The sequence below is a fragment of the Cryobacterium sp. Hh38 genome (assembly GCF_004403235.1).
GTDB lineage: Bacteria > Actinomycetota > Actinomycetes > Actinomycetales > Microbacteriaceae > Cryobacterium > Cryobacterium levicorallinum.
Window position 1 is genome coordinate 1 of sequence record NZ_SOHD01000043.1, and the last position, 19,945, is coordinate 19,945.

The 19,945-nt window shown below is 64.8% G+C and carries 17 protein-coding genes; 9 read left to right on the plus strand and 8 right to left on the minus strand.

Going from position 1 to position 19,945, the window contains the following annotated elements; genetic code table 11:
• Nucleotides 1-96: 96 nt before the first annotated feature.
• The 5 genes from E3T41_RS18660 to rpoB form a co-directional block, all read right to left on the minus strand.
• Nucleotides 97-909 (minus strand): FtsK/SpoIIIE domain-containing protein, encoded by an 813-nt coding sequence (locus tag E3T41_RS18660; protein WP_241991216.1) that lies wholly within the window; start codon nt 907-909, stop codon nt 97-99.
• Entirely contained in the window at nt 831-1,649 is an 819-nt protein-coding gene (locus E3T41_RS18665; protein ID WP_241991214.1) for an FtsK/SpoIIIE domain-containing protein, read from the minus strand. The genes E3T41_RS18660 and E3T41_RS18665 overlap by 79 nt, the downstream gene beginning before the upstream one ends.
• Before the next feature lie 261 nt (nt 1,650-1,910).
• Nucleotides 1,911-2,576, minus strand: coding sequence for an FHA domain-containing protein (locus tag E3T41_RS18670; protein ID WP_241991215.1), 666 nt, complete (start codon nt 2,574-2,576; stop codon nt 1,911-1,913).
• Nucleotides 2,577-2,764: 188 nt separating this feature from the next.
• The gene (locus tag E3T41_RS16180; protein WP_092451978.1) at nt 2,765-6,688 is read right to left on the minus strand and encodes a DNA-directed RNA polymerase subunit beta'; all 3,924 of its coding nucleotides are present in this window, start codon (nt 6,686-6,688) and stop codon (nt 2,765-2,767) included.
• Nucleotides 6,689-6,730: 42 nt separating this feature from the next.
• Complete coding sequence (gene rpoB, locus E3T41_RS16185; protein WP_092451980.1) at nt 6,731-10,222, minus strand: DNA-directed RNA polymerase subunit beta; 3,492 nt, start codon at nt 10,220-10,222, stop codon at nt 6,731-6,733.
• A 339-nt stretch (nt 10,223-10,561) separates the two neighbouring features.
• Between rpoB and E3T41_RS16190 the strand changes: the two genes are divergently transcribed.
• Nucleotides 10,562-11,446: a spermidine synthase gene (locus tag E3T41_RS16190; RefSeq protein WP_092451982.1), complete on the plus strand. Its 885-nt coding sequence runs from the start codon at nt 10,562-10,564 to the stop codon at nt 11,444-11,446.
• 79 nt (nt 11,447-11,525) lie between these two features.
• Here the strand turns inward: E3T41_RS16190 and E3T41_RS18675 are convergent, their stop codons facing one another.
• Nucleotides 11,526-11,837 carry a hypothetical protein gene (locus E3T41_RS18675; protein ID WP_233194883.1) on the minus strand — a complete coding sequence of 104 codons (312 nt, stop codon included), beginning with the start codon at nt 11,835-11,837 and terminating at the stop codon, nt 11,526-11,528.
• A gap of 18 nt (nt 11,838-11,855) precedes the next feature.
• Here E3T41_RS18675 and E3T41_RS18680 point away from each other — a divergent pair, with 18 nt between their 5' ends.
• From E3T41_RS18680 to E3T41_RS16205, 3 genes are all read left to right on the plus strand, one after another.
• Nucleotides 11,856-12,068, plus strand: coding sequence for a hypothetical protein (locus E3T41_RS18680; protein ID WP_233194881.1), 213 nt, complete (start codon nt 11,856-11,858; stop codon nt 12,066-12,068).
• Between the two features lie 98 nt (nt 12,069-12,166).
• On the plus strand, nt 12,167-13,330 hold the full coding sequence (locus E3T41_RS16200) for a sorbosone dehydrogenase family protein (protein WP_134479390.1): 1,164 nt from the start codon (nt 12,167-12,169) through the stop codon (nt 13,328-13,330).
• A 64-nt stretch (nt 13,331-13,394) separates the two neighbouring features.
• The gene (locus tag E3T41_RS16205) at nt 13,395-13,907 is read left to right on the plus strand and encodes a SprT-like domain-containing protein (protein ID WP_092451988.1); all 513 of its coding nucleotides are present in this window, start codon (nt 13,395-13,397) and stop codon (nt 13,905-13,907) included.
• A gap of 75 nt (nt 13,908-13,982) precedes the next feature.
• Here E3T41_RS16205 and E3T41_RS16210 read toward each other — a convergent pair whose 3' ends face one another.
• Complete coding sequence (locus tag E3T41_RS16210) at nt 13,983-15,248, minus strand: hypothetical protein (RefSeq protein WP_134479391.1); 1,266 nt, start codon at nt 15,246-15,248, stop codon at nt 13,983-13,985.
• 30 nt (nt 15,249-15,278) lie between these two features.
• Nucleotides 15,279-15,719, minus strand: a complete 441-nt coding sequence (locus E3T41_RS16215) for an EVE domain-containing protein (protein ID WP_233194879.1) — start codon at nt 15,717-15,719, stop codon at nt 15,279-15,281.
• A gap of 44 nt (nt 15,720-15,763) precedes the next feature.
• Between E3T41_RS16215 and E3T41_RS16220 the strand changes: the two genes are divergently transcribed.
• The 5 genes from E3T41_RS16220 to E3T41_RS16240 form a co-directional block, all read left to right on the plus strand.
• Nucleotides 15,764-16,306, plus strand: coding sequence for a hypothetical protein (locus tag E3T41_RS16220; protein WP_174775306.1), 543 nt, complete (start codon nt 15,764-15,766; stop codon nt 16,304-16,306).
• A gap of 66 nt (nt 16,307-16,372) precedes the next feature.
• Entirely contained in the window at nt 16,373-17,011 is a 639-nt protein-coding gene (locus E3T41_RS16225) for a DUF1684 domain-containing protein (protein WP_134479392.1), read from the plus strand.
• 330 nt (nt 17,012-17,341) lie between these two features.
• On the plus strand, nt 17,342-17,743 hold the full coding sequence (locus E3T41_RS16230; protein ID WP_166791601.1) for a leucine-rich repeat protein: 402 nt from the start codon (nt 17,342-17,344) through the stop codon (nt 17,741-17,743).
• A complete protein-coding gene (locus tag E3T41_RS16235; RefSeq protein WP_134479394.1) occupies nt 17,700-18,116 on the plus strand; it encodes a leucine-rich repeat domain-containing protein in 417 nt (138 codons plus the stop codon). The genes E3T41_RS16230 and E3T41_RS16235 overlap by 44 nt, the downstream gene beginning before the upstream one ends.
• Before the next feature lie 357 nt (nt 18,117-18,473).
• Nucleotides 18,474-19,945, plus strand: a 1,472-nt coding sequence (locus E3T41_RS16240; protein WP_134479395.1) for a DEAD/DEAH box helicase, incomplete at its 3' end; no start/stop codon positions are given.

A 19,945-nucleotide genomic window follows, 5' to 3' on the forward strand; every position in this document is an offset into this window, starting at 1 on the left:
GGAGGAGGAGGAGGAGGAGGAGGAGGAGTGGCGCGGGATGATAGTCAATACTGATGGTCAATACAGCAGCCAAAGACTCCGGGAAGGCAATTGCCGCTATTCCACGAGCGGAAGCTGCACCCGCAGAACCTTGCCGCCGGCCACCATCATGCCCCGGCCGGGCGGAAATTCGGCCCGGTTCAGTCGCGGCAGCGGAGTCTTGAGCAGAATGTCGCCCTGGATGGTGTCGGGCTGCAGCAGCAGGCCGCGCCTGGAATTCTTCATCTCGGCGAACAGTGGCCAGGACGAGTTCCACGACGCGGTTTCACCATCGGCGACCAGAAAATGATCACTGCGCTTGACCTGTTTGATGAGCTCAACCAGCGCGGCATCGGCCGGGGTCTGCAGAAAGTCCGCGAGGTTTTCGACGACGATCGCCATGCGCGGGCTGGCCAGGTATGCGGTAAAAGCCACGTGGATGCCCAGCTGACGACCATCCGAGAGGATGCTGCGGAACACGTCGTACCAGTTCGACCGGCCGCTCGCGACCTCCCAGTCTTCCCGAAAGGCCGCGAACCCGTCGATGAGCAGCAGGATGCGCGGCTCGTTGGGGCAGTTCGCCAGCGCGCGGTACTCGGCGATCGTTGACGCGGTGGCCTCGGCAAAGCGGTTGCCGCGCGCTTCAAGTTCGGCCTTGAGCAGCCGGAACAGGCGAATGATGCGTTCAATGTCGCCGCCGCCGCCGATGCTGCCCACGTGCGGCAGCGGTTCGAGCCTGCGGAGGCTGCCGGCGGCGAAGTCGAGGCCATAAACCGCGACGGGCCCGCCGGCGCTCGTGCGGCCGGCCGCGATCACCAGGGTGCGCAGGGCGACGCTCTTGCCGGATCCGCCGGTGCCGTAGATGCCAATGTGTCCGTCGACATCGGGCAGAAAACAGACCGGGCGCTTTTTTGCTCGGTGGGCGCGTCGGCCGGGCCCAGCGCGAGGGCAGCATCCGTTTGGGTCACGATGGGCGCCAGGTTGCACAGAAACGTCAATTCGTCGAGCGAGGGCCGCCGCGGCGCGGGAATCTGCGCCGCACCAGCCGCTCCGACGAGGGCGGCGACGAGCTTCTCCTGGTCGGTCGGGCCGAGCTCGCGCTCCTGCCCGGCGAGCGGGCCACTCGGCGGTTCCCACGCCTTTTCCACGCCGTTTCCACGCCGTTTCCACGCCGTTTCCACGCCGAAGAGAATAGCCACCCGGTCCGGGCTGTATTCGGCTGCCATGCCGAGCACCCAGGCTTGCAGAAATTCGCTCTTGCCGGCGCCGGTGGTGCCTCCGACCAGGGCGTGCGGGCCCTGGGTGCGCAGGTCGAGGTGCATGGACTGCACTCCGGTGGAACCGACAATGGCGCGCAGGGTTCCGGCCCGTTTGGCGCGCGGCACCGCGCCGGGGGTGCGATCGTGCATGGAGGCGTTTTGCCGCCACCGGTCGATCGCGGCGTCGTGCGCCGCAATAAGGTCGTGGCCGATTAGCGTGACCATCGATACGGAGCGGGGCAGTTCGCTCGAATCGGCGATGAGTACACCGGCGTCGATGACCGGAGCGAGGCGGCGTGCGAAGTGCAGGGCGGTGAGCTGAACGAGCAGCGAATTAACGGTGTCGGCGCAAGCGGCGGCACTGCCGGCCACACCGAGGTCGCCCGGATCAAACAGGTTGTCGATGAGCGGAACCTAATCAACCGTGGCGTGTTCGGTGATGACGGCTTCGAGACGCTCCTGAAATTCGGGCAGCAGTGCGCCGCGCAGGGACGCGTCGATCGTGTTGCGCGAGCGCATCGTGGGTCGAGGGCGACTCTCCGAGCAGAACCGGTGCCACCATGGCCAGCCAGGGGAACGGCTGGTCGTCTTTCTCGGTCGGCACACCTCGGGCGCCGCGAAATCCTGACCGGCCTAACGTCCTTCCACCCTCGTTGACCGGTTGAAGCACACCGGACCGTCGCGGTGTTGGTCGCCGATCGCGGCCACGGTCTGCACGACCGCTATGCGCAGCTGGGTGTCGCCGATCTGCGCCGTCTCACTCTGTTCGATGTGCAAGCGGGTGACCAGTCCGCCGTCGATGACGACACCGTTGGCCGAACCGAGGTCCACCAGGTCGATGCCCGCGGCGACTTCGAGACGTACATGGCGTTTCGACACCAGCTTGTCGCTAAGCACCACGTCGCACTCGGCGTCGCGCCCGATGATGGTCGTACCGCGGCCGAGGGCAATATGCGCTCCGGCGTCGGGGCCGGTCAGCACACGGATCACGGCGAGGGTCGCGGCGGCACCGTGCTCGTGGGAGAGAAAAAACGTGTCGGAGTCCGCCAGGGCAACTCTCGCGCCAGAGCCGACCCAATCCTCGCCTATCAGAGCGTCCGGCGGCAGGAGTAACCAATCGGTGCCGCCGGGAGCGACCGTGCGCAGCGTGAGCGGCCGGTCGGCGCCACCGGGCGTGAGCGCCGAGCGCGGATTGACCCGGGCGATTGTACCGGCCACATCGGAAGTGCTGGCGGCGGCGGCCGCTGTGACGACGATGTCGTCATTCTGTCCGTTGGACCGAGCCAACGTGACTTTCAACCGCACGTGCTCGCCCCCAGAAACAAGTTCGGGCGCATCGGTGACAAACTCGGCCCTCGAGCGTACCCCGCGAGGCGACGCGGGCGCCTCCACGGCACCCAGCACCCTGCCCGGGTATCTGAACGACGGATGGCCCCTGCCGAAGCAGGGGCCATCCATTGAGAGCTGCCGATCAGTTATTCGAGCTACTAGTTGTACGTACCAGGAGTGAGGTCGTCCGACGAGAAGCTGTCGAAGTCGACGAAGCTCAGGTCACCCTCGTTGAACGTGGCATCTTCGGTGAAGATGCGGTTCGGGTAACGCTCAGCCTTGGCTTCTTCCGTTGCCTCGACGGTGACGTCGCGGTAACGAGGAAGGCCGGTGCCGGCGGGGATCAACTTACCGATGATGACGTTCTCCTTGAGGCCCATCAGCGGGTCGCTCTTGCCTTCCATGGCCGCCTGGGTCAGAACCCGGGTGGTCTCCTGGAAGGAAGCGGCCGACAGCCAGGACTCGGTCGCGAGGGAAGCCTTGGTAATACCCATGACCTCCTGGCGAGCGGATGCCGTCTTCTTGCCCTCGGTCAGCGCGGTGCGGTTGAGGTCGTTGTACTTCAACCGGTCAACGAGCTCGCCCGGGAGCAGTCCGGTGTCGCCGTGTTCGACGACGGTCACCTTGCGAAGCATCTGACGAACGATGACCTCGATGTGCTTGTCGTGAATCGGTACACCCTGCGAACGGTAGACCTCCTGCACACCGGAGACGAGGTGCTTCTGCACCGCGCGAACACCCTTGACGCGAAGAACTTCCTTCGGGTCGACGGCACCGATGATGATCTGCTGCCCCAGCTCAACGTGCTGGCCATCCTCAACGAGGAGGGTTGAACGCTTGAGCACCGGGTAGGCGATTGCTTCGTCGCCACTGTCGGGGGTCAGGATGACCTTGCGGCCCTTGTCCGAATCCTCAATCGTGATGCGTCCGGCGGAGTCGACGATGGGCGACGCACCCTTGGGGGTACGCGCTTCGAACAGCTCCTGAACACGCGGCAGACCCTGGGTGATGTCGTCAGCGGATGCCGACCCACCCGTGTGGAAGGTACGCATGGTCAGCTGGGTGCCGGGCTCACCGATGGACTGTGCGGCGATGATACCGACGGCCTCACCGATGTCGACGAGCTGGCCCGTGGCGAGCGACCGGCCGTAACAGACAGCACAGACACCGACGGCAGACTCACAGGTCAGCACGGAACGCACCTTGATGGTTTCGACTCCACCGGCGATGAGCTTCGCGATGAGCACGTCTCCGACGTCGTCTCCGGCGTCGGCAATGACCTCACCGGCAGCGTTGACCGCGGCTGCGGCCAGGCTGCGAGCGTAGACCGCGTTCTCGACGTTGAAGTCGACCAGGAGGCCGCCGTCGTCGCCCCGCAGGAGCGCACCGGTCGTGGCATCGGTTCCGGCGATCGGCAGGTCAAGGCCCTTCGTCGTTCCACAGTTGTCTTCACGGATGATGACGTCCTGCGAGACGTCCACCAGACGACGGGTGAGGTACCCCGAGTCGGCGGTACGCAGAGCCGTGTCGGCCAGACCCTTACGAGCACCGTGAGTAGCAATAAAGTACTCGGCGACGGACAGGCCCTCGCGGTAGCTCGAGATGATCGGGCGAGGGATGATCTCACCCTTCGGGTTGTTCACGAGGCCTCGCATGCCGGCGATGTTACGCACCTGCAGCCAGTTACCACGAGCACCAGACGTCACCATGCGGTTGATGGTGTTGTCGGCCGGGAAGTTCGCCTGCATCGCTGCGGCGACATCTTCCGTGGCACGAGTCCAGATCTGGATGAGCTCCTGGCGACGCTCGAGGTCGGTCGTCAGACCCTTGTCGAACTGGCCCTGAACCTTGGCAGCCTGCTTCTCGTAGCCAGCGACGATCTCCTTCTTGTTCGGAGGCGTCAGAATGTCGCTGAGCGCTACGGTCACACCGCTTCGGGTTGCCCAGTAGAAACCGGCATCCTTGATCCGGTCGAGGGTTGCAGCAACCTCAACCTTGACGTACCGCTCCGCGAGGTCGTTGACAATGGTCGACATGGTGACCTTGTTGGCAACGTCTTCGAAGTACGGGTAGTCGGCCGGAAGCGCCTCGTTGAAGATGGCGCGACCGAGGCTCGTCGTGACGAGAACGGTGCCGACAGCCTGACCGTTGACGAGCTCGACGCCTTCGGGCTGGGTGCCCTCGGTGAAGTACTTGTCGGTCAAGCGGATGCGCACCTTGGCGTTCAGGTCGAGCGTCTTCTGGTCGAACGCGAGAATCGCCTCTGACACGGTGGAGAACGCGCGGCCTTCTCCGACCACACCTTCCTTCATCGTGGTGAGGTGGTGCAGACCGATGATCATGTCCTGGGTGGGCAGGGTCACCGGGCGGCCGTCGGACGGCTTGAGGATGTTGTTCGAGGCGAGCATCAGGATGCGAGCCTCGGCCTGGGCCTCAACCGACAGCGGCAGGTGCACGGCCATCTGGTCACCGTCGAAGTCGGCGTTAAACGCCGCGCAAACGAGCGGGTGCAGCTGGATTGCCTTACCTTCAACGAGCTGAGGCTCGAAGGCCTGGATGCCGAGGCGGTGCAGGGTGGGTGCACGGTTGAGCATAACGGGGCGCTCGCGGATGATCTCCTCGAGCACGTCCCAGACCTGCGGACGCGAACGCTCGACCATGCGCTTGGCAGCCTTGATGTTCTGAGCGTGGCTCAGATCGATCAGGCGCTTGATCACGAACGGCTTGAACAGCTCGAGTGCCATCTGCTTGGGCAGACCACACTGGTGCAGCTTGAGCTGCGGGCCGACCACGATGACCGAACGGCCGGAGTAGTCCACGCGCTTGCCGAGCAGGTTCTGGCGGAAACGACCCTGCTTTCCCTTGAGCATGTCGCTCAGGGACTTCAGGGCACGGTTACCGGTTCCGGTGACCGGGCGACCACGGCGACCGTTGTCGAACAGTGCGTCGACGGCCTCCTGCAGCATCCGCTTCTCGTTGTTGACAATGATCTCGGGAGCACCGAGGTCAAGCAGACGACGCAGGCGGTTGTTGCGGTTGATCACACGACGGTAGAGGTCGTTGAGGTCGCTAGTCGCGAAGCGGCCACCGTCGAGCTGCACCATCGGGCGGAGTTCCGGCGGGAGCACCGGAACGACGTCGAGCACCATTCCGGCCGGCGAGTTGCCGGTCATGATGAACGCGTTGACCACGCGCAGACGCTTAATGGCGCGGATCTTCTTCTGACCCTTGCCCTCAGCGATCTGCAGGTGCAGGTTTTCGCTCTCGGTGACCAGGTCGAAGGCCTCAAGGCGCTTCTTGATGGCTTCGGCGCCCATGTAGGCCTCGAAGTACATGCCGAAACGGTCCTGGAGCTCGTGGAAGACGGAGTCTTCCGGCTTCAGGTCGCCGACCTTGAGGGTGCGGAAGTCTTCCCAGACGCGCTCGAGGTGAGCAACCTGCTCGTCCAGAGACTTGCGAATCTGGCCCATTTCCTTTTCAGCGGCGTCTTTGGTGCGCTTCTTCTGGTCGCTCTTGGCGCCTTCGGCCTCCAGTGCTGCGAGGTCGGTTTCAAGGCGCTGCAGGCGATCGGCGATGCGCGAGTCGCGGCTGGACTCAATGGTCTTCAGTTCGAGACGCAGCTCGTTCTCCAGGCCGGGCATGTCCTGGTGGCGACCGTCTTCGTCCACCGTGATGACCATGTAGGCGGCGAAGTAGATGACCTTTTCGAGGTCCTTCGGAGCCATGTCCAGCAGGTAACCGAGACGCGAGGGCACACCCTTGAAGTACCAGATGTGCGTGACCGGGGCAGCGAGTTCGATGTGGCCCATGCGCTCACGGCGCACCGACGACTTCGTGACCTCTACACCGCAACGCTCGCAGACGATGCCTTTGAAGCGAACACGCTTGTACTTGCCACACGAGCATTCCCAGTCCCGTGAGGGTCCGAAGATCTGCTCGCCGAACAGGCCGTCTTTTTCCGGCTTGAGCGTGCGGTAGTTGATAGTTTCGGGCTTCTTGACCTCACCGTGCGACCAACGACGGATGTCGTCTGCGGTAGCCAGGCCAATACGAAGCTCGTCAAATGTTGTTACGTCGAGCAATTTCTCTCCTTGGAAAGTTTTCGAAGTTTCTTTGGACCGGGCTTAGATGTCGTCGATGGACGACGACTCAAACCGGGTGGAAATGTTGATGCCGAGTTCTTCCGCAGCACGGAACACCTCGTCATCCGTGTCGCGCAGGCTGACTGCGGTGCCATCGGCCGAAAGTACTTCGACGTTCAAGCAGAGCGACTGCATTTCCTTGATAAGAACCTTGAAGCTCTCGGGAATGCCGGGTTCCTGGATGTTCTCACCCTTGACGATGGCCTCGTACACCTTGACGCGGCCGAGGATATCGTCGCTCTTGATGGTCAGGAGTTCCTGCAGGGCGTAAGCGGCTCCATATGCTTCGAGCGCCCACACCTCCATCTCACCGAAACGCTGTCCACCGAACTGCGCCTTACCACCCAGCGGCTGCTGCGTGATCATGGAGTACGGGCCGGTCGAGCGAGCGTGGATCTTGTCGTCGACGAGGTGGTGGAGCTTCAGGATGTACATGTATCCAACGGACACCGGCATCGGGAACGGTTCGCCGGAGCGGCCGTCGAAGAGCTGGGTCTTGCCCGAGGAACCGATGAGGCGTTCGCCGTCGCGGGTTAGGGTCGTGGAGTCTAGAAGACCCTCGATCTCGATCTCGAGCGCACCGTCGAATACCGGGGTGGCGACCTTCGTGCCGGGTGCGGCGCTGAAGGCGTGCTCCGGAAGACGAGCAGCCCACTTCGGCTTGCCCTCGACGTTCCAGCCCTGCTTCGCAATCCAGCCGAGGTGGGTTTCGAGCACTTGGCCGAAGTTCATGCGACCGGGGATACCGAGCGGGTTAAGGATGATGTCAACCGGGGTTCCGTCGGCGAGGAACGGCATGTCCTCGATCGGCAGAATGCGGGAGATAACACCCTTGTTGCCGTGACGGCCGGCGAGCTTGTCACCCTCGGTGATCTTGCGCTTCTGGGCGATGAACACGACCACGCGCTGGTTGACGCCGCTGCCAAGCTCGTCGTCGCCGTCCTGCGAGTCGAACACCTTGACACCGATGATGGTGCCGCGCTCACCGTGGGGAACCTTCAGCGAGGTGTCGCGAACTTCGCGGCTCTTCTCGTTGAAGATGGCGCGCAGCAGGCGCTCCTCGGCAGACAGCTCGGTCTCGCCCTTGGGCGTGACCTTGCCGACGAGGATATCGCCGGGGCGAACCTCGGCTCCGATGCGAATGATGCCACGCTCGTCGAGGTCGGCGAGGAAGTCCGGCGACACGTTGGGAAGGTCGCGAGTGATCTCTTCCTTACCCAGCTTGGTGTCGCGGGCATCCACTTCGTACTCTTCGATGTGAATCGAGGAGAGGGTGTCGTCCTTGACCAGGTTCTGGCTCAGGATGATCGCGTCCTCGAAGTTGTAGCCTTCCCACGGCATGAATGCCACGAGCAGGTTCTTTCCGAGGGCGAGTTCTCCCTGGTCGGTGGCGGGTCCGTCGGCGATAACCTCGCCGGCTTCGATCCGCTCACCGGCGTTGACGATCACGCGGTGGTTGAAGCTCGTGCCCTGGTTGGAGCGGCTGAACTTGCGCAGGTAGTAGTCCTGCGTGCCGCCCTCATCGAGCTGGATGGTGACGACATCAGCCGACACCTCGGAGACCACACCGGGCTTCAGCGCGGTGAGCACGTCACCGGCGTCGATGGCCGTGTAGACCTCCATGCCGGTTCCGACGAGCGGGCTGTCGCTGAGCAGCAGCGGCACAGCCTGACGCTGCATGTTGGCACCCATGAGTGCGCGGTTTGCATCGTCGTGCTCGAGGAACGGGATGAGGCTGGTCGCGACCGATACCATCTGGCGCGGCGAGACATCCATGTAGCCGATGTCTTCAGCGGGAACGAGGTCGACCTCGCCACCCTTCTTACGGGCGAGCACGCGGGCCTCGGCGAAGTGCGAGTCCTTGGTGAGCGGCGCGTTGGCCTGGGCGACGATGAAGTCGTCCTCTTCGCTCGCGGTGAGGTAGTCGATCGTCTCGGTGACCTTGTTGTTCAGCACCCGACGGTACGGCGTCTCAATGAAACCGAACGCATTGATCTGCGCGAACGAGGCGAGCGAACCGATCAGGCCGATGTTCGGGCCCTCAGGGGTCTCAATGGGGCACATGCGGCCGTAGTGCGAGGGGTGAACGTCTCGAACCTCGACGCCAGCGCGGTCACGGGACAGACCACCCGGGCCCAGCGCGGACAGGCGACGCTTGTGCGTCAGTCCGGCGAGCGGGTTGTTCTGGTCCATGAACTGCGACAACTGCGACGTACCGAAGAACTCCTTGATCGCGGCGACGACAGGGCGCACGTTGATCAGCGTCTGCGGGGTGATCGCTTCGATGTCCTGCGTGGTCATGCGCTCGCGAACAACGCGCTCCATGCGGGACAGGCCGGTGCGCACCTGGTTCTGGATGAGCTCGCCGACGGCACGGATACGACGGTTACCGAAGTGGTCGATGTCGTCGATGTCGATGTTGATGTCGGTCATCTTGCCGTCGCGCAGACCCGGAAGGGTGGTCTGGTTGTCGTGCAGGGCGACGAGGTACTTGATGGTGGCCAGGATGTCCGCCAGCGTCAGTACGGAGTCACTCAGCGGAGCTTCGAGGCCGAGCTTGCGGTTGATCTTGTAACGACCAACCTTGGCCAGGTCGTAGCGCTTGGAGTTGAAGAAGAAGTTGTCGAGGAGCGCACGCGCAGCCTCGGCGGCAACCTGCTCGCCGGGGCGCAGCTTGCGATAGATGTCCTTGAGGGCTTCTTCCTTGGTGAGGATGTTGTCCTTCTCGAGGGTGAGCTCGATGGACGCGTAGCCCTTGAACTCTTCGAGGATCTGCTCGCTGGTGAGGCCGAGGGCCTTCAGGAACACGGTCACGGACTGCTTGCGCTTGCGGTCGATGCGCACGCCAACCTGGTCGCGCTTGTCGATCTCGAATTCAAGCCAGGCACCACGGCTCGGGATGACACGGGCGGAGTAGATGTCCTTGTCAGACGTTTTCTCCTGCTCGCGGTTAAAATACACGCCCGGGGAGCGCACCAGCTGCGACACGACGACACGCTCGGTGCCGTTGATCACGAAGGTGCCCTTGGGGGTCATCAACGGGAAGTCACCCATGAACACGGTCTGAGTCTTGATCTCACCGGTGAGGTGGTTCATGAACTCAGCGTTCACGTAGAGGGGTGCGGAGTAGGTCTTACCCTTTTCCTTGCACTCGTCAATGGTGTACTTCTCCGGCTCGAGCTCCGGGTTGGTGAAGGACAGCTGCATCGTTTCGCCGAGGTCCTCGATGGGAGAGATCTCCTCGAAGATCTCATCGAGCCCGGTGCGATTCGGCAGGTCCTGGCGTCCGGCAGCCTGGGCTTCGGCGACGCGAGCCTTCCAGATGTCGTTGCCGACGAGCCAGTCGAAGCTCTCGGTCTGCAAAGCAAGCAGATCCGGAACGTTCAAGTGGTCGCTGATCTTTGCGAACGACAGACGCTCGTGCGAGCGGCCGTTCTTGGGTGAGTTGGTGGTTGCGTTGCGCGCAGCAGCCAAGGAAATAACCTCCGTGGACCCCGTCAGGTCTAGTTACTGTTATTGGTGATGACTCCGCAGACCCTCATAAGAGGTGTGCCTCAAGGTGGCTTGAACACGCAAAGCCGACCGCAATATGAAGGCATAGTTTGTCTGGGAGCGCAAGGATCAACTATATGCCCCCATTCGCGTCATGTCCACCTAATTGTTGCAAATCTGCAAACTCTCAGGTATAACACCCTCCGTCTTCTCGCGAGAGCGCAAAAAGTGCCCGTTTGACACTCTCAATCGGGCACTTTTTGCGCTTTCGCGAAGCGGATGCTGCGGCGCGGGCACGCAGACAGGGCGCAGACTAGGACGATGAGTACTGGGCGTAAGGGTGAGGTGACGGAGGGGCATCCGTCTGTCGTGTTGAAGTTGAGCGGACACACTGCGGTGATCGAACCCGACCGTTTCACCCCCGGCAGCTTTCAGCTCGTGGTCGACGGTACCCCGCAGTCACACGTGAACATCGATCACCCGGATGAGCTGTTCTTCGAGTACATCCAGCGCATCGGGCACGTCATCGACCTGCTCGGCGACCCGCACGAGCCGATCACCGCCGTCCACCTCGGGGCCGGCGCGCTCACCTTGCCGCGCTACGTCGAGGCGACCCGGCCGGGCTCGCGCCAGCAGGTGGTCGAGATCGAAAGCGATTTGATCGACCTGGTTCGGGAAGTGCTGCCGTGGGACAAACGCGCCCAGCTGCGCGTGCGCCATGGCGATGCCCGCGAGGTGCTCGGCAAGCTTCCCGACGGGCTGCAGGGCGCGGTCGACCTCGTCGTGGTCGACATTTTCTCCGGGGCGCGCACCCCGAAGCACGTCACGAGCCGCGAGTTTTTCGCGCTCGCCGCCCCGCTGCTGTCGTCACGCGGCGTACTTGCCGTCAACGTAGCGGATGGCCCCGGCCTCGCGTTCGCGCGCGGCCAGGCCGCAACCCTCTCGGCGGTGTTTCCGCACGTGATCGGATTCGCCGAGACGCAGGTGCTCAAGGGGCGCCGGTTCGGCAACATCGTGTTCATCGCAGCGCACACGCCGATCGACCTCAACTGGATTCCGCGGCTGCTGGCCAACGGTCCGCACCCGGCAAAGGTGATCGAGGGAACCGAACTCAAGCAGTTCATGGCCGGTTCGCTCGTGGCGACCGACGAGACGTCGACGCAGTCGCCGCTGCCCGGCCGCACGGTCTTCCAGATCGGGCACTAGCCGGCGACCGGATGCCCGCGGGCGGCGGTACTCTGGGGGCACCCGTCATTTCTCCGCGCGGCCGCGTCCGCCTTCGTCATTACAGGAACACACCCTGAGTTTCATCATCGGTTACGACCCCATCACCCTGCGCGAAAAAGTAGACCTTCAGGCCGCCGGTGAGCGGCTTGAAGAACTCGGCACCCTGCGCAGCCTGGCCGCGCTGAACGAAAAGGTCGCCCTGCTGCGCCTCGTCGGCCGGCTCGATGAAGCCTGGGAAGTGGCCAACGAGGCCGTGCGCCAGTCGCGCTTCACCGGCAACCGGGAGCAGGCGGTGGCCAGTCGCATCCGTCGGGCGCAGGTCCTGCAATTTCAGGGCAAGCTCGTCGAGGCCGCGAGCGAGTTGACGCATTGCATACTCGACTCCGAGGTGCACGAGTGGAGCCGCCTCGCCGCCTATGCCCGCCAGCACCGCGGCAAGGTGTACTTCGACCAGGACAACCTCGATGGCGCCCTCGCCGACTTCACTGCCGCCGTGTTTCTGCGTGAGAAAGACGGCGCCGACGCCGACGAACTCGACAGCTCGTTGCTGGCCGTTGCCGTCGTCGAGCAGCACATTGCTGCTCGCAGCGCTCAGGCCTGACCTGCAGTCCCGCCGCGAGTGAACGGGCCCGGGGCCAGCTACTGGCCGCCGCACGCGTTAAGCGGCATGCTGTGTTCACGACGAAGGCGAGGTGACCGGTGACCGATTCGACCGAGCGGCGGCGGCGTGCGGTGGGCACGGCCGTGCTCGTGATTCTCACCCTGACCGCGTGCAGCGCTGCGGATCCGCGCGCCACTCCGACCACCACGACACCGGCCCAACCGACGCCGAGCGCAACGGATGCCGGTGCTGACCCGCTCGCACCGGTGCATCCGGTCGGCGAACCGGTCGTGATCACGTCGGGGCTTCAGGCTCCGTGGTCGATTCTGCGACTGCCCGACGGCGCCACTCTCATCAGCGAACGCGACACCACCCGGCTTCGCGAACTGCTGGCCGACGGCAGTCTGCGCGACGCCGGCACCGTCGCGGCGGCGCGCCCGAGCGGTGAGGGCGGGCTGCTCGGCCTCGCCTTTCTCGCCGACCGGGCGGCCCCGAGCGGCATTGGCTGGGTGTACGCCTACTACTCAACGGCGGCCGACAACCGCATCGAACGGATGCCGTTGGCCGGCTCCCCCGGCAGCCACACCCTCGGGGCACCCACCCTCGTGCTCGATTCCATCCCCCGAGCCGGCAATCACAACGGTGGCCGCCTCGCGTTCGGCCCCGACGGACTGCTCTACGCCACGGTCGGGGACGCCGGAGACACCGTCAATTCCCAGGACTTGGACTCGCTCGGCGGCAAGATTTTGCGAATGACACCGACCGGTGCCGTGCCAGCGGACAACCCGTTCGGCACGCTGGTGTACTCATTCGGGCATCGGAATCCACAGGGCCTGGCCTGGGATTCGCGCGGCCAGCTGTGGGCGAGTGAGTTCGGGCAAAACACCTGGGACGAACTCAACCGCATCGTTCCCGGCGGCAACTACGGCTGGCCGCTGGTCGAGGGCCAGGCCGGCGACCCGGCGTATCTCGACCCGGAACGTCAGTGGTCGACGGACGTAGCGAGCCCGAGCGGCATCGCCATCGTGAACGACACCATCTTCATGGCGAGCCTGCGCGGGCAACGGTTGTGGAGCATCCCGATTCTGAGCACATCCTCCACCGACACCCCCACCGAGTGGTTTGTCAACGGATACGGCCGGTTGCGCGACGTGGTGTCGGGGCCGGCTGGCACACTGTGGTTCGTGAGTAATAACACGGATGGCCGGGGCTCCCCGGCGGCTGAAGACGACCGGCTCCTGCAAGTGGCGGTGGCGCCCTGATGTCTTTCCCGACGTCTGATCTCGCTCAGACCCCCGCTTGCCTCGGGGAAACGGCGGCGCCCTGATGGCCGATCTCGCCCAGGTGCGACGCTGGGCCGACGCGCTCATCGTGCTGCACCTCGACCCCAGCTGGACCTTCGGCTTCGACAACGCGAAAAAACGTGCCGGCCTGTGCAATTTCAGCGCGAAGCACATCACGGTGTCGCGCTACCTCGCCTCCCGCTATGCCGACGACGACGTGCACCAGATCCTGCTGCACGAATTCGCGCACGCCCTGGCCGGGCCGCCTGCCGGGCATGGTCCGCGCTGGAAGAAGGTGGCCTTCGACCTTGGCTACGACGGCAAGCGCACCCACGACGGCGAGATCGCCGACGAACTCGCCCCCTGGGTGGGCACCTGCCCCGCCGGACACACCCATTTTCGGTATCGGCAGCCCACCCGGCCGCTGGCCTGTGGACTCTGCGCCCGCCGATTCGATCAGGCCCACGCCATCAGCTGGTTACGCCGCGAAATCACGCCGGCGATCCGGCGTCGGGCCGCGGCCTCGGCCGGCCCTAGGCTCCCGCCGGTCGGCTGAGTTCAGCGCCCAGGGTCAGTGCCCAGACGTTCAGCGCCCAGACGTTCAGGGCGCACCAGGTCGGCGCGCACGCGTTCAGTGCACGTCGTAGCGGGCGAGGGCGTCGGCATCCGTGGCGTGCATCATCGCTCGACGAGCGGTATCCAGCGCGGTCACCGGGTCGGCCTCGGCCACGGCGAGCGCGAGCTGCCGTTCAGCCTCGGCCAAACGGGTGCGCGCGGCGGCCTGCACCCGACCGCGATGGGTGGACACGAAGTCGCGGGTGATCGTAATCTGGCTGCGGGCGGTGAGCAGCGCGCCGGCCAGGGCGGTGCGGGCGTTCTCGAGCCGCAACTGCCGATTGCGTGCCTCCGAACGGATGCTGTCCAGCCCGTTCATCGCCGCCTCCAGCTTCACGAGATCCGAGGATGGGTCGCTGAGTCTCCCGGGCTCTTGCAATTGCGCCTGCACGGCTGCCGCCGCGGTGATGACGAGGTTCAGGGACGCGCTCGTATCGGATTCTTCGTGACCGTCGCGCAGGGCTCGCGCCTGCGCGAGTTCCGAGCCGGCAGCATCCAGTGCCTGCTGCAAGTTCGCGAAACCACGGTGCAGCAAGTCCTCGCCGGTTTCAATCGCGTCGAGCAGTTGTGTCGCCTGAAACAGGGAGTGCTCGGCGGACTGCAGCTGCTCCCCCACCGGTTCGGACGACGCGGCCTCGAGGCGCGCAGCGCCAGCATCGGCGGCCGCCGCGGCCAGGTCGAGTGCGGTTTGCGCCCGCAAAACGTTGCCGCTGATTGCAGCGAGCGCCGGCGGCGAATAACTCAAACCGAGCCGGGCGAGCGTGTTCGCTCCGCCGGCGATCCGGTCGGACACGCGATCGAGGCGTCGGCGCAGTTCGTCGAGTTGCTGCGGGGCGTTGCGTTCCACGCCGCGCCTGGCGGTGAAATTACGCGCCTGGCCGGTCAGTCGGCCCGTGGCCTCGTCGGCGAGCTGGATGATCTGCTGGTTCCAGCGGGTGCGTTCGGCAGCGGTGTCCGGCACGGCGTCGTCGAGCTTTTGCTGCAGCGCGAAAGCATCACTGAGCTGGCGTTTCGACGTGCTGAGCGCCGTGGCGAATTCCCGCGTCGAAGACTCGCCGAACTGGGCGATGGCGAAGCCGAGCTCGTCGGTCGCGTCTTGCACCAGATCGTCGGCGCGAACCAGGCTGATCGCCGCGCTACGGGCGAGAAGAGCCGCCTCAGCGTTCACCTGCCCGATCCGAGCCCGGGTGCGCCGCCGCGAAGCTGCCACCAGCGCCCAGACTCCGGCCAACACGAGGCCGATAACGATGACCGAGGGTACCCACCAGAGATCGCCATTCATAGCCGTGAGTCTAATGAGGGTTACTGGGCGCTACCGGTCGTCGGCAGAGGGCCGCCGCATCTGCTGCCGAATCATCTCGAAGTCGTGCCGCGAAATCTCGAGCACGCCGCGGCGCAGCTGGAAGCCCCAGTCCGGGTTTCCGCGGGTGAGCTGTAGCACGGGCAGTAGCGGGCGGATGCTGGTTGGCCAGGCATCCAGATCGTAGTCGGCCCGGCGTCGCCAGGGCCGAAACTCGTTCGCGGGGTCGCCCACCTGGTAGGCATAGGCATCCGCTATTCGGCCGATGGCCGTGAATTCCTTGAGCGGATCGCCCTCGATCGCAGTTTTCGGGGAGTAGTAGACGATGCCGTCGGCCTCGCCCATCTGCGCGATCAGGTCCCCGGCGCCGCGATTGGCGCGGGCGATGCCCAAATCGACACCGCGCAGCACGTGCTCGCGGTGCACAACGCCGAGCCAGAACCGAATTGCCACATTCCTAGTTGTACCGCATGCCACGCACACGCCAAACTAAGCAGATGCGAGTACTCCTGAAAGAGATTCTGGACTGCACACCGGATGCTGCCTGGCACGCCATCCACAGCCCCGCCGTCTTTCGCGAGGTGAGCAGCCCGTTCATGGCGGTCGAGTCTCTCGAACCCGACGGGTTTCCCACCCGGTGGGAACCGGGCGAACACCCCGCCGTGTTCTCCATGCTCGGCCTGGTGCCGATGGGAACCCAGATCATTCGCCTTGCCAACTCCACGCACCGGCCCGACGGCGTGCGCATTCTGCGCGATACCGGTCGCGGCGTCTCCGGCGCGCTGAGTGCGGTCACGCTCTGGGATCACCGCATGGCGATCGCGCCCGACCCGGCTGGCACCGGCAAAACCCTCTACCGGGACCAGCTCATTTTTCGCGGCCGCCCGGCCACGATCGCCCTCTGGCCGACGTTTTGGGCGTTCTGGCAATGGCGGATGCTGCGCCTCAAGTCCCTCGCCCCCACCTGGCAGCACGACGTGGGCATCGACGACCCCAACTTTGTGCCGCTGTCGCAGCGGGAGTCCGACGACGGCAACTAGCGCTTCCGCAGTTTCCCCGCGCCATCTCCTCTATGCATCGGGCCCGCCAGCGGTAGCGTAGCCACCATGAGTTCTTCCCTGGGGGCCTTGCAGATCGCGGACTGGCGTCGGCGTGTGACCGGTTTGTACGCGGGGGTGCGCCAGCTCAGCGTGAGCAGCCCGAAAAGCGGCCACGAATTGTGGCGGTCGGGGCGGGATGAACTGTTTGCGGGGCATCCGTCGTCGCCGTTATTGCCCGACGACCGTTCGGCCTTCACCGGGCTTCCCATTGCCGCGTACGACCCGGACTGGCGGTTTGAAGTCGAGGTGCACCGCTCCGAGCAGTCCCATCGCATGAACGTGGAAACTGGCACGGACGGCACCGTGCCCTTCGACCTGGTCGGCACCGTGCGCCTGCCCTACCTTGGTTCGCTCGACGTGTGGCGGCTCGCAAGCTACGGCGGCGGCCTGTTCCTGCCGCTGAAAGATGCCCTGGCCGGCAAAAGCGGCGGAACTTACGGCGGCGGACGCTACCTGCTCGACACCATCAAGGGTGCCGACCTCGGCCCGGGGGTCGACGACGACACCCTCATTCTCGATTTCAACTTTGCTTACAACCCCTCCTGCGCGTACGACCCGATGTGGGCCTGCCCGCTGCCGCAGAGCGGCAATATCATCGGCGTCGACGTGCCCGTCGGCGAGCTCTACCACGGCGGCCACTCCTGACTCCCAGCGGTATCCGAGTGCGTAAACGCCAGTAGCTGTAACACCTCGGGTGAATCCACCAGCCCGCCGTGCAGCGATTTTCTGACGCCTATTGGGCGCGCCGACCGCACGCTGCCGCGCGCCGGTGCATCGACAGCGGCCAAATCCCGGTAGTCCTCGCGGTCAGGCCCAGTGTTGTGACCCTGGCTGTGCGACCAAGGTAAGACATATGCTGAATTTCCGCCTGTGCCGAAGGGCTTCTGAAGCTGCGAACCCATAGGTCGTAAACAACGCGAAGTCATCTACAAACGGAGGCCGCATGTTGGATGGTTTCAACGATCGACGGGGGCTGTGCCTGGCCTGCCGTGCGCTGGTGAGGGTCGTCGGGTCGCGAGCCTGCTGGTGACGACCACTCGACCGGTACACGACGAAAACTGCTTCACCGCGGACAGCGGCATCACCTACGCGTACTGCGCCGAACCCGGAACGGTGGTGGCAATCGGCTACGACGGCCCGTCGACCGTCGTCATTCCCGATTCGGTCTGGAACGGCCTCGACGAGTATCTCGTCACTGCGGTCGCTGACGAATTCTTCAGCGCGGTCACCCTCGACGCCGTCTCGATTGGCGAGAACGTGACGACCATTGGCAGTTGGGCCTTCCTCAATGACAATCTGACGACTATCCTGTTCTCCAAATCGCTCACATTCATTGGGGGAGGGCGCTTTTGCCGGCAACGAGTTAAGCACCGTTGAGATTCCCGCGTCGGTCACCACTCTCGGCAACGGGGCGTTCGCCAACAATCCCCTCAGATCGGTCACCTTGCACGAAGGGCTCACCGAGATCGGTGCCTATGCCTTCGAAGAGACCGAGCTGACTCGCATCGCCATTCCGGGTTCGATGACGGCCATCGGACAAGGTGCATTCTCCGGAGCACCGCTGGCCGCCGCGACGTTCGCCGGCACGGCGCCATCGATCCACAGCCGTCTCGATCGGGGCACCCCGACTTTCGACACCGAAAGCGGCTTGGTCGTCTATTACTCGTCACAGCGCAACGCCGAGGGCGGATTCACATCGCCGACCTGGCTGGGTTACGACAGCGTGGTCGACACGATCGAATTCCAGTAGTTATCCGGGGTGAGAAGCCCAGTTTTTCGCGCGCAGTCTTGAGACGGCGCGCGACCACCGGGTCTGCACGGTGCGGCGCAGCCGTGCGGCAGCGCAACGGATGCCGCGGGTGGGCCGATTTGACAGCATCCGCTAGTGTAGGAGAACTTGCGAGTGCGTAGTTGCGCTTGCTGCGTCGTAGAACGCCCTCTTCTCTATCTGGCGGCCCACCAGGGCTGACCTGATTTTTCGAATGAAACATTCTTACGGCGAACGGATGTGCCCTTCGGCACCTTCGCCATGTGAATCCTCCTGGTTTGCTTATCGCTGCGCGATAATTCGAACGGGCGAGGAGACTGATGCCCGAAAGGCACCATTTTGTCTACAGATTTGTCCACAACGTTCAGCACGCTCGGCGTGCCGGCTCCCCTGGTAAAGGTTCTCTCTTCCCAGGGAATCGACACCGCCTTCCCGATTCAGGTCGACACCCTTCCGGACACCCTGAATGGCCGCGACGTGCTCGGCCGCGGCAAGACCGGCTCGGGCAAGACCCTGGCCTTCTCCATTCCGATGGTCTCGCGCCTCGGCGGCACCCTAGCCGGCGGCAAGCGTCGCCCGGGCCGCCCGCTCGGCCTGATCCTCGCGCCGACCCGCGAGCTCGCCACGCAGATCACCAACGCCATCACCCCGCTCGCCGAGGCCTACGGCCTCAACACCACCACGATCTTCGGTGGCGTCTCGCAGGGCCGCCAGGTCACCGCGCTCAAGGCCGGCGTCGACATCGTCGTGGCCTGCCCCGGCCGCCTCGAAGACCTCATGAAGCAGGGCTTCGTGAACCTCGACTCGGTTGAGATCACTGTGCTCGACGAGGCCGACCACATGGCCGACCTCGGCTTTCTGCCCGTCGTCACCCGCATCCTCGACAAGACTCCCGGCAACGGCCAGCGCATGCTGTTCTCCGCCACCCTCGATAACGGCGTGGACAAGATCGTCAAGCGCTTCCTGCACGACCCCGTGATGCACTCCGTCGACGAGGCCAACAGCCACGTCTCGGCCATGACCCACCACGTGTTCGAGGTCGCCGGCGTCGATGCCAAGAAGGACCTCGTGCAGAAGCTGGCGAGCGGCTCAGGCCGTCGCATCCTCTTTATGCGCACCAAGCACCAGGCCAAGAAGCTCGCCAAAAGCCTCACCGACGCTGGCATCCCGTCCGTCGACCTGCACGGAAACCTCTCACAGGTGGCCCGTGACCGCAACCTCGCCGCATTCAGCGCCGGCACGGTCAAGGTTCTCGTCGCAACGGATGTCGCCGCTCGCGGCGTGCACGTCGACGACATCGAACTCGTCATCCACGTCGACCCGCCGGCCGAGCACAAGGCGTACCTGCACCGTTCGGGCCGTACCGCCCGCGCCGGCAGCGCCGGTGACGTCGTCACCGTCGTGCTGCCCGAGCAGAAGCGCGACACCGACGCTCTGCTGCGCAAGGCCGCCATCAAGGTGACCCCGCAGCGCGTGGATGCTTCCTCCCCCGCCGTCGACGCCCTCGTCGGCGATGTTGCTGCCTATGTCAAGCCAGCTCCCCGCGTCGAAGCGCCGCAGCAGCAGCGCCAGTCGCAGGGCGGACGTTCACAGGGTGGCCGTTCCGAAGGCGGTCGTTCACAGGGTGGCCGTTCCGAAGGCGGTCGTTCCGAAGGTGGCCGTTCGCAGGGTGGCCGTTCAGAGGGCGGCCGCGATGCCGGCGCCGGCCGCTCCGGCGCAAGCCAGGGCGGTGCCCGCACCGACCGTAACGACGGCGGCCGCAGCCGCGACTCGGCTCCCGCCGGTGGCGCTCGTCGCGAGCGCACCGGCCG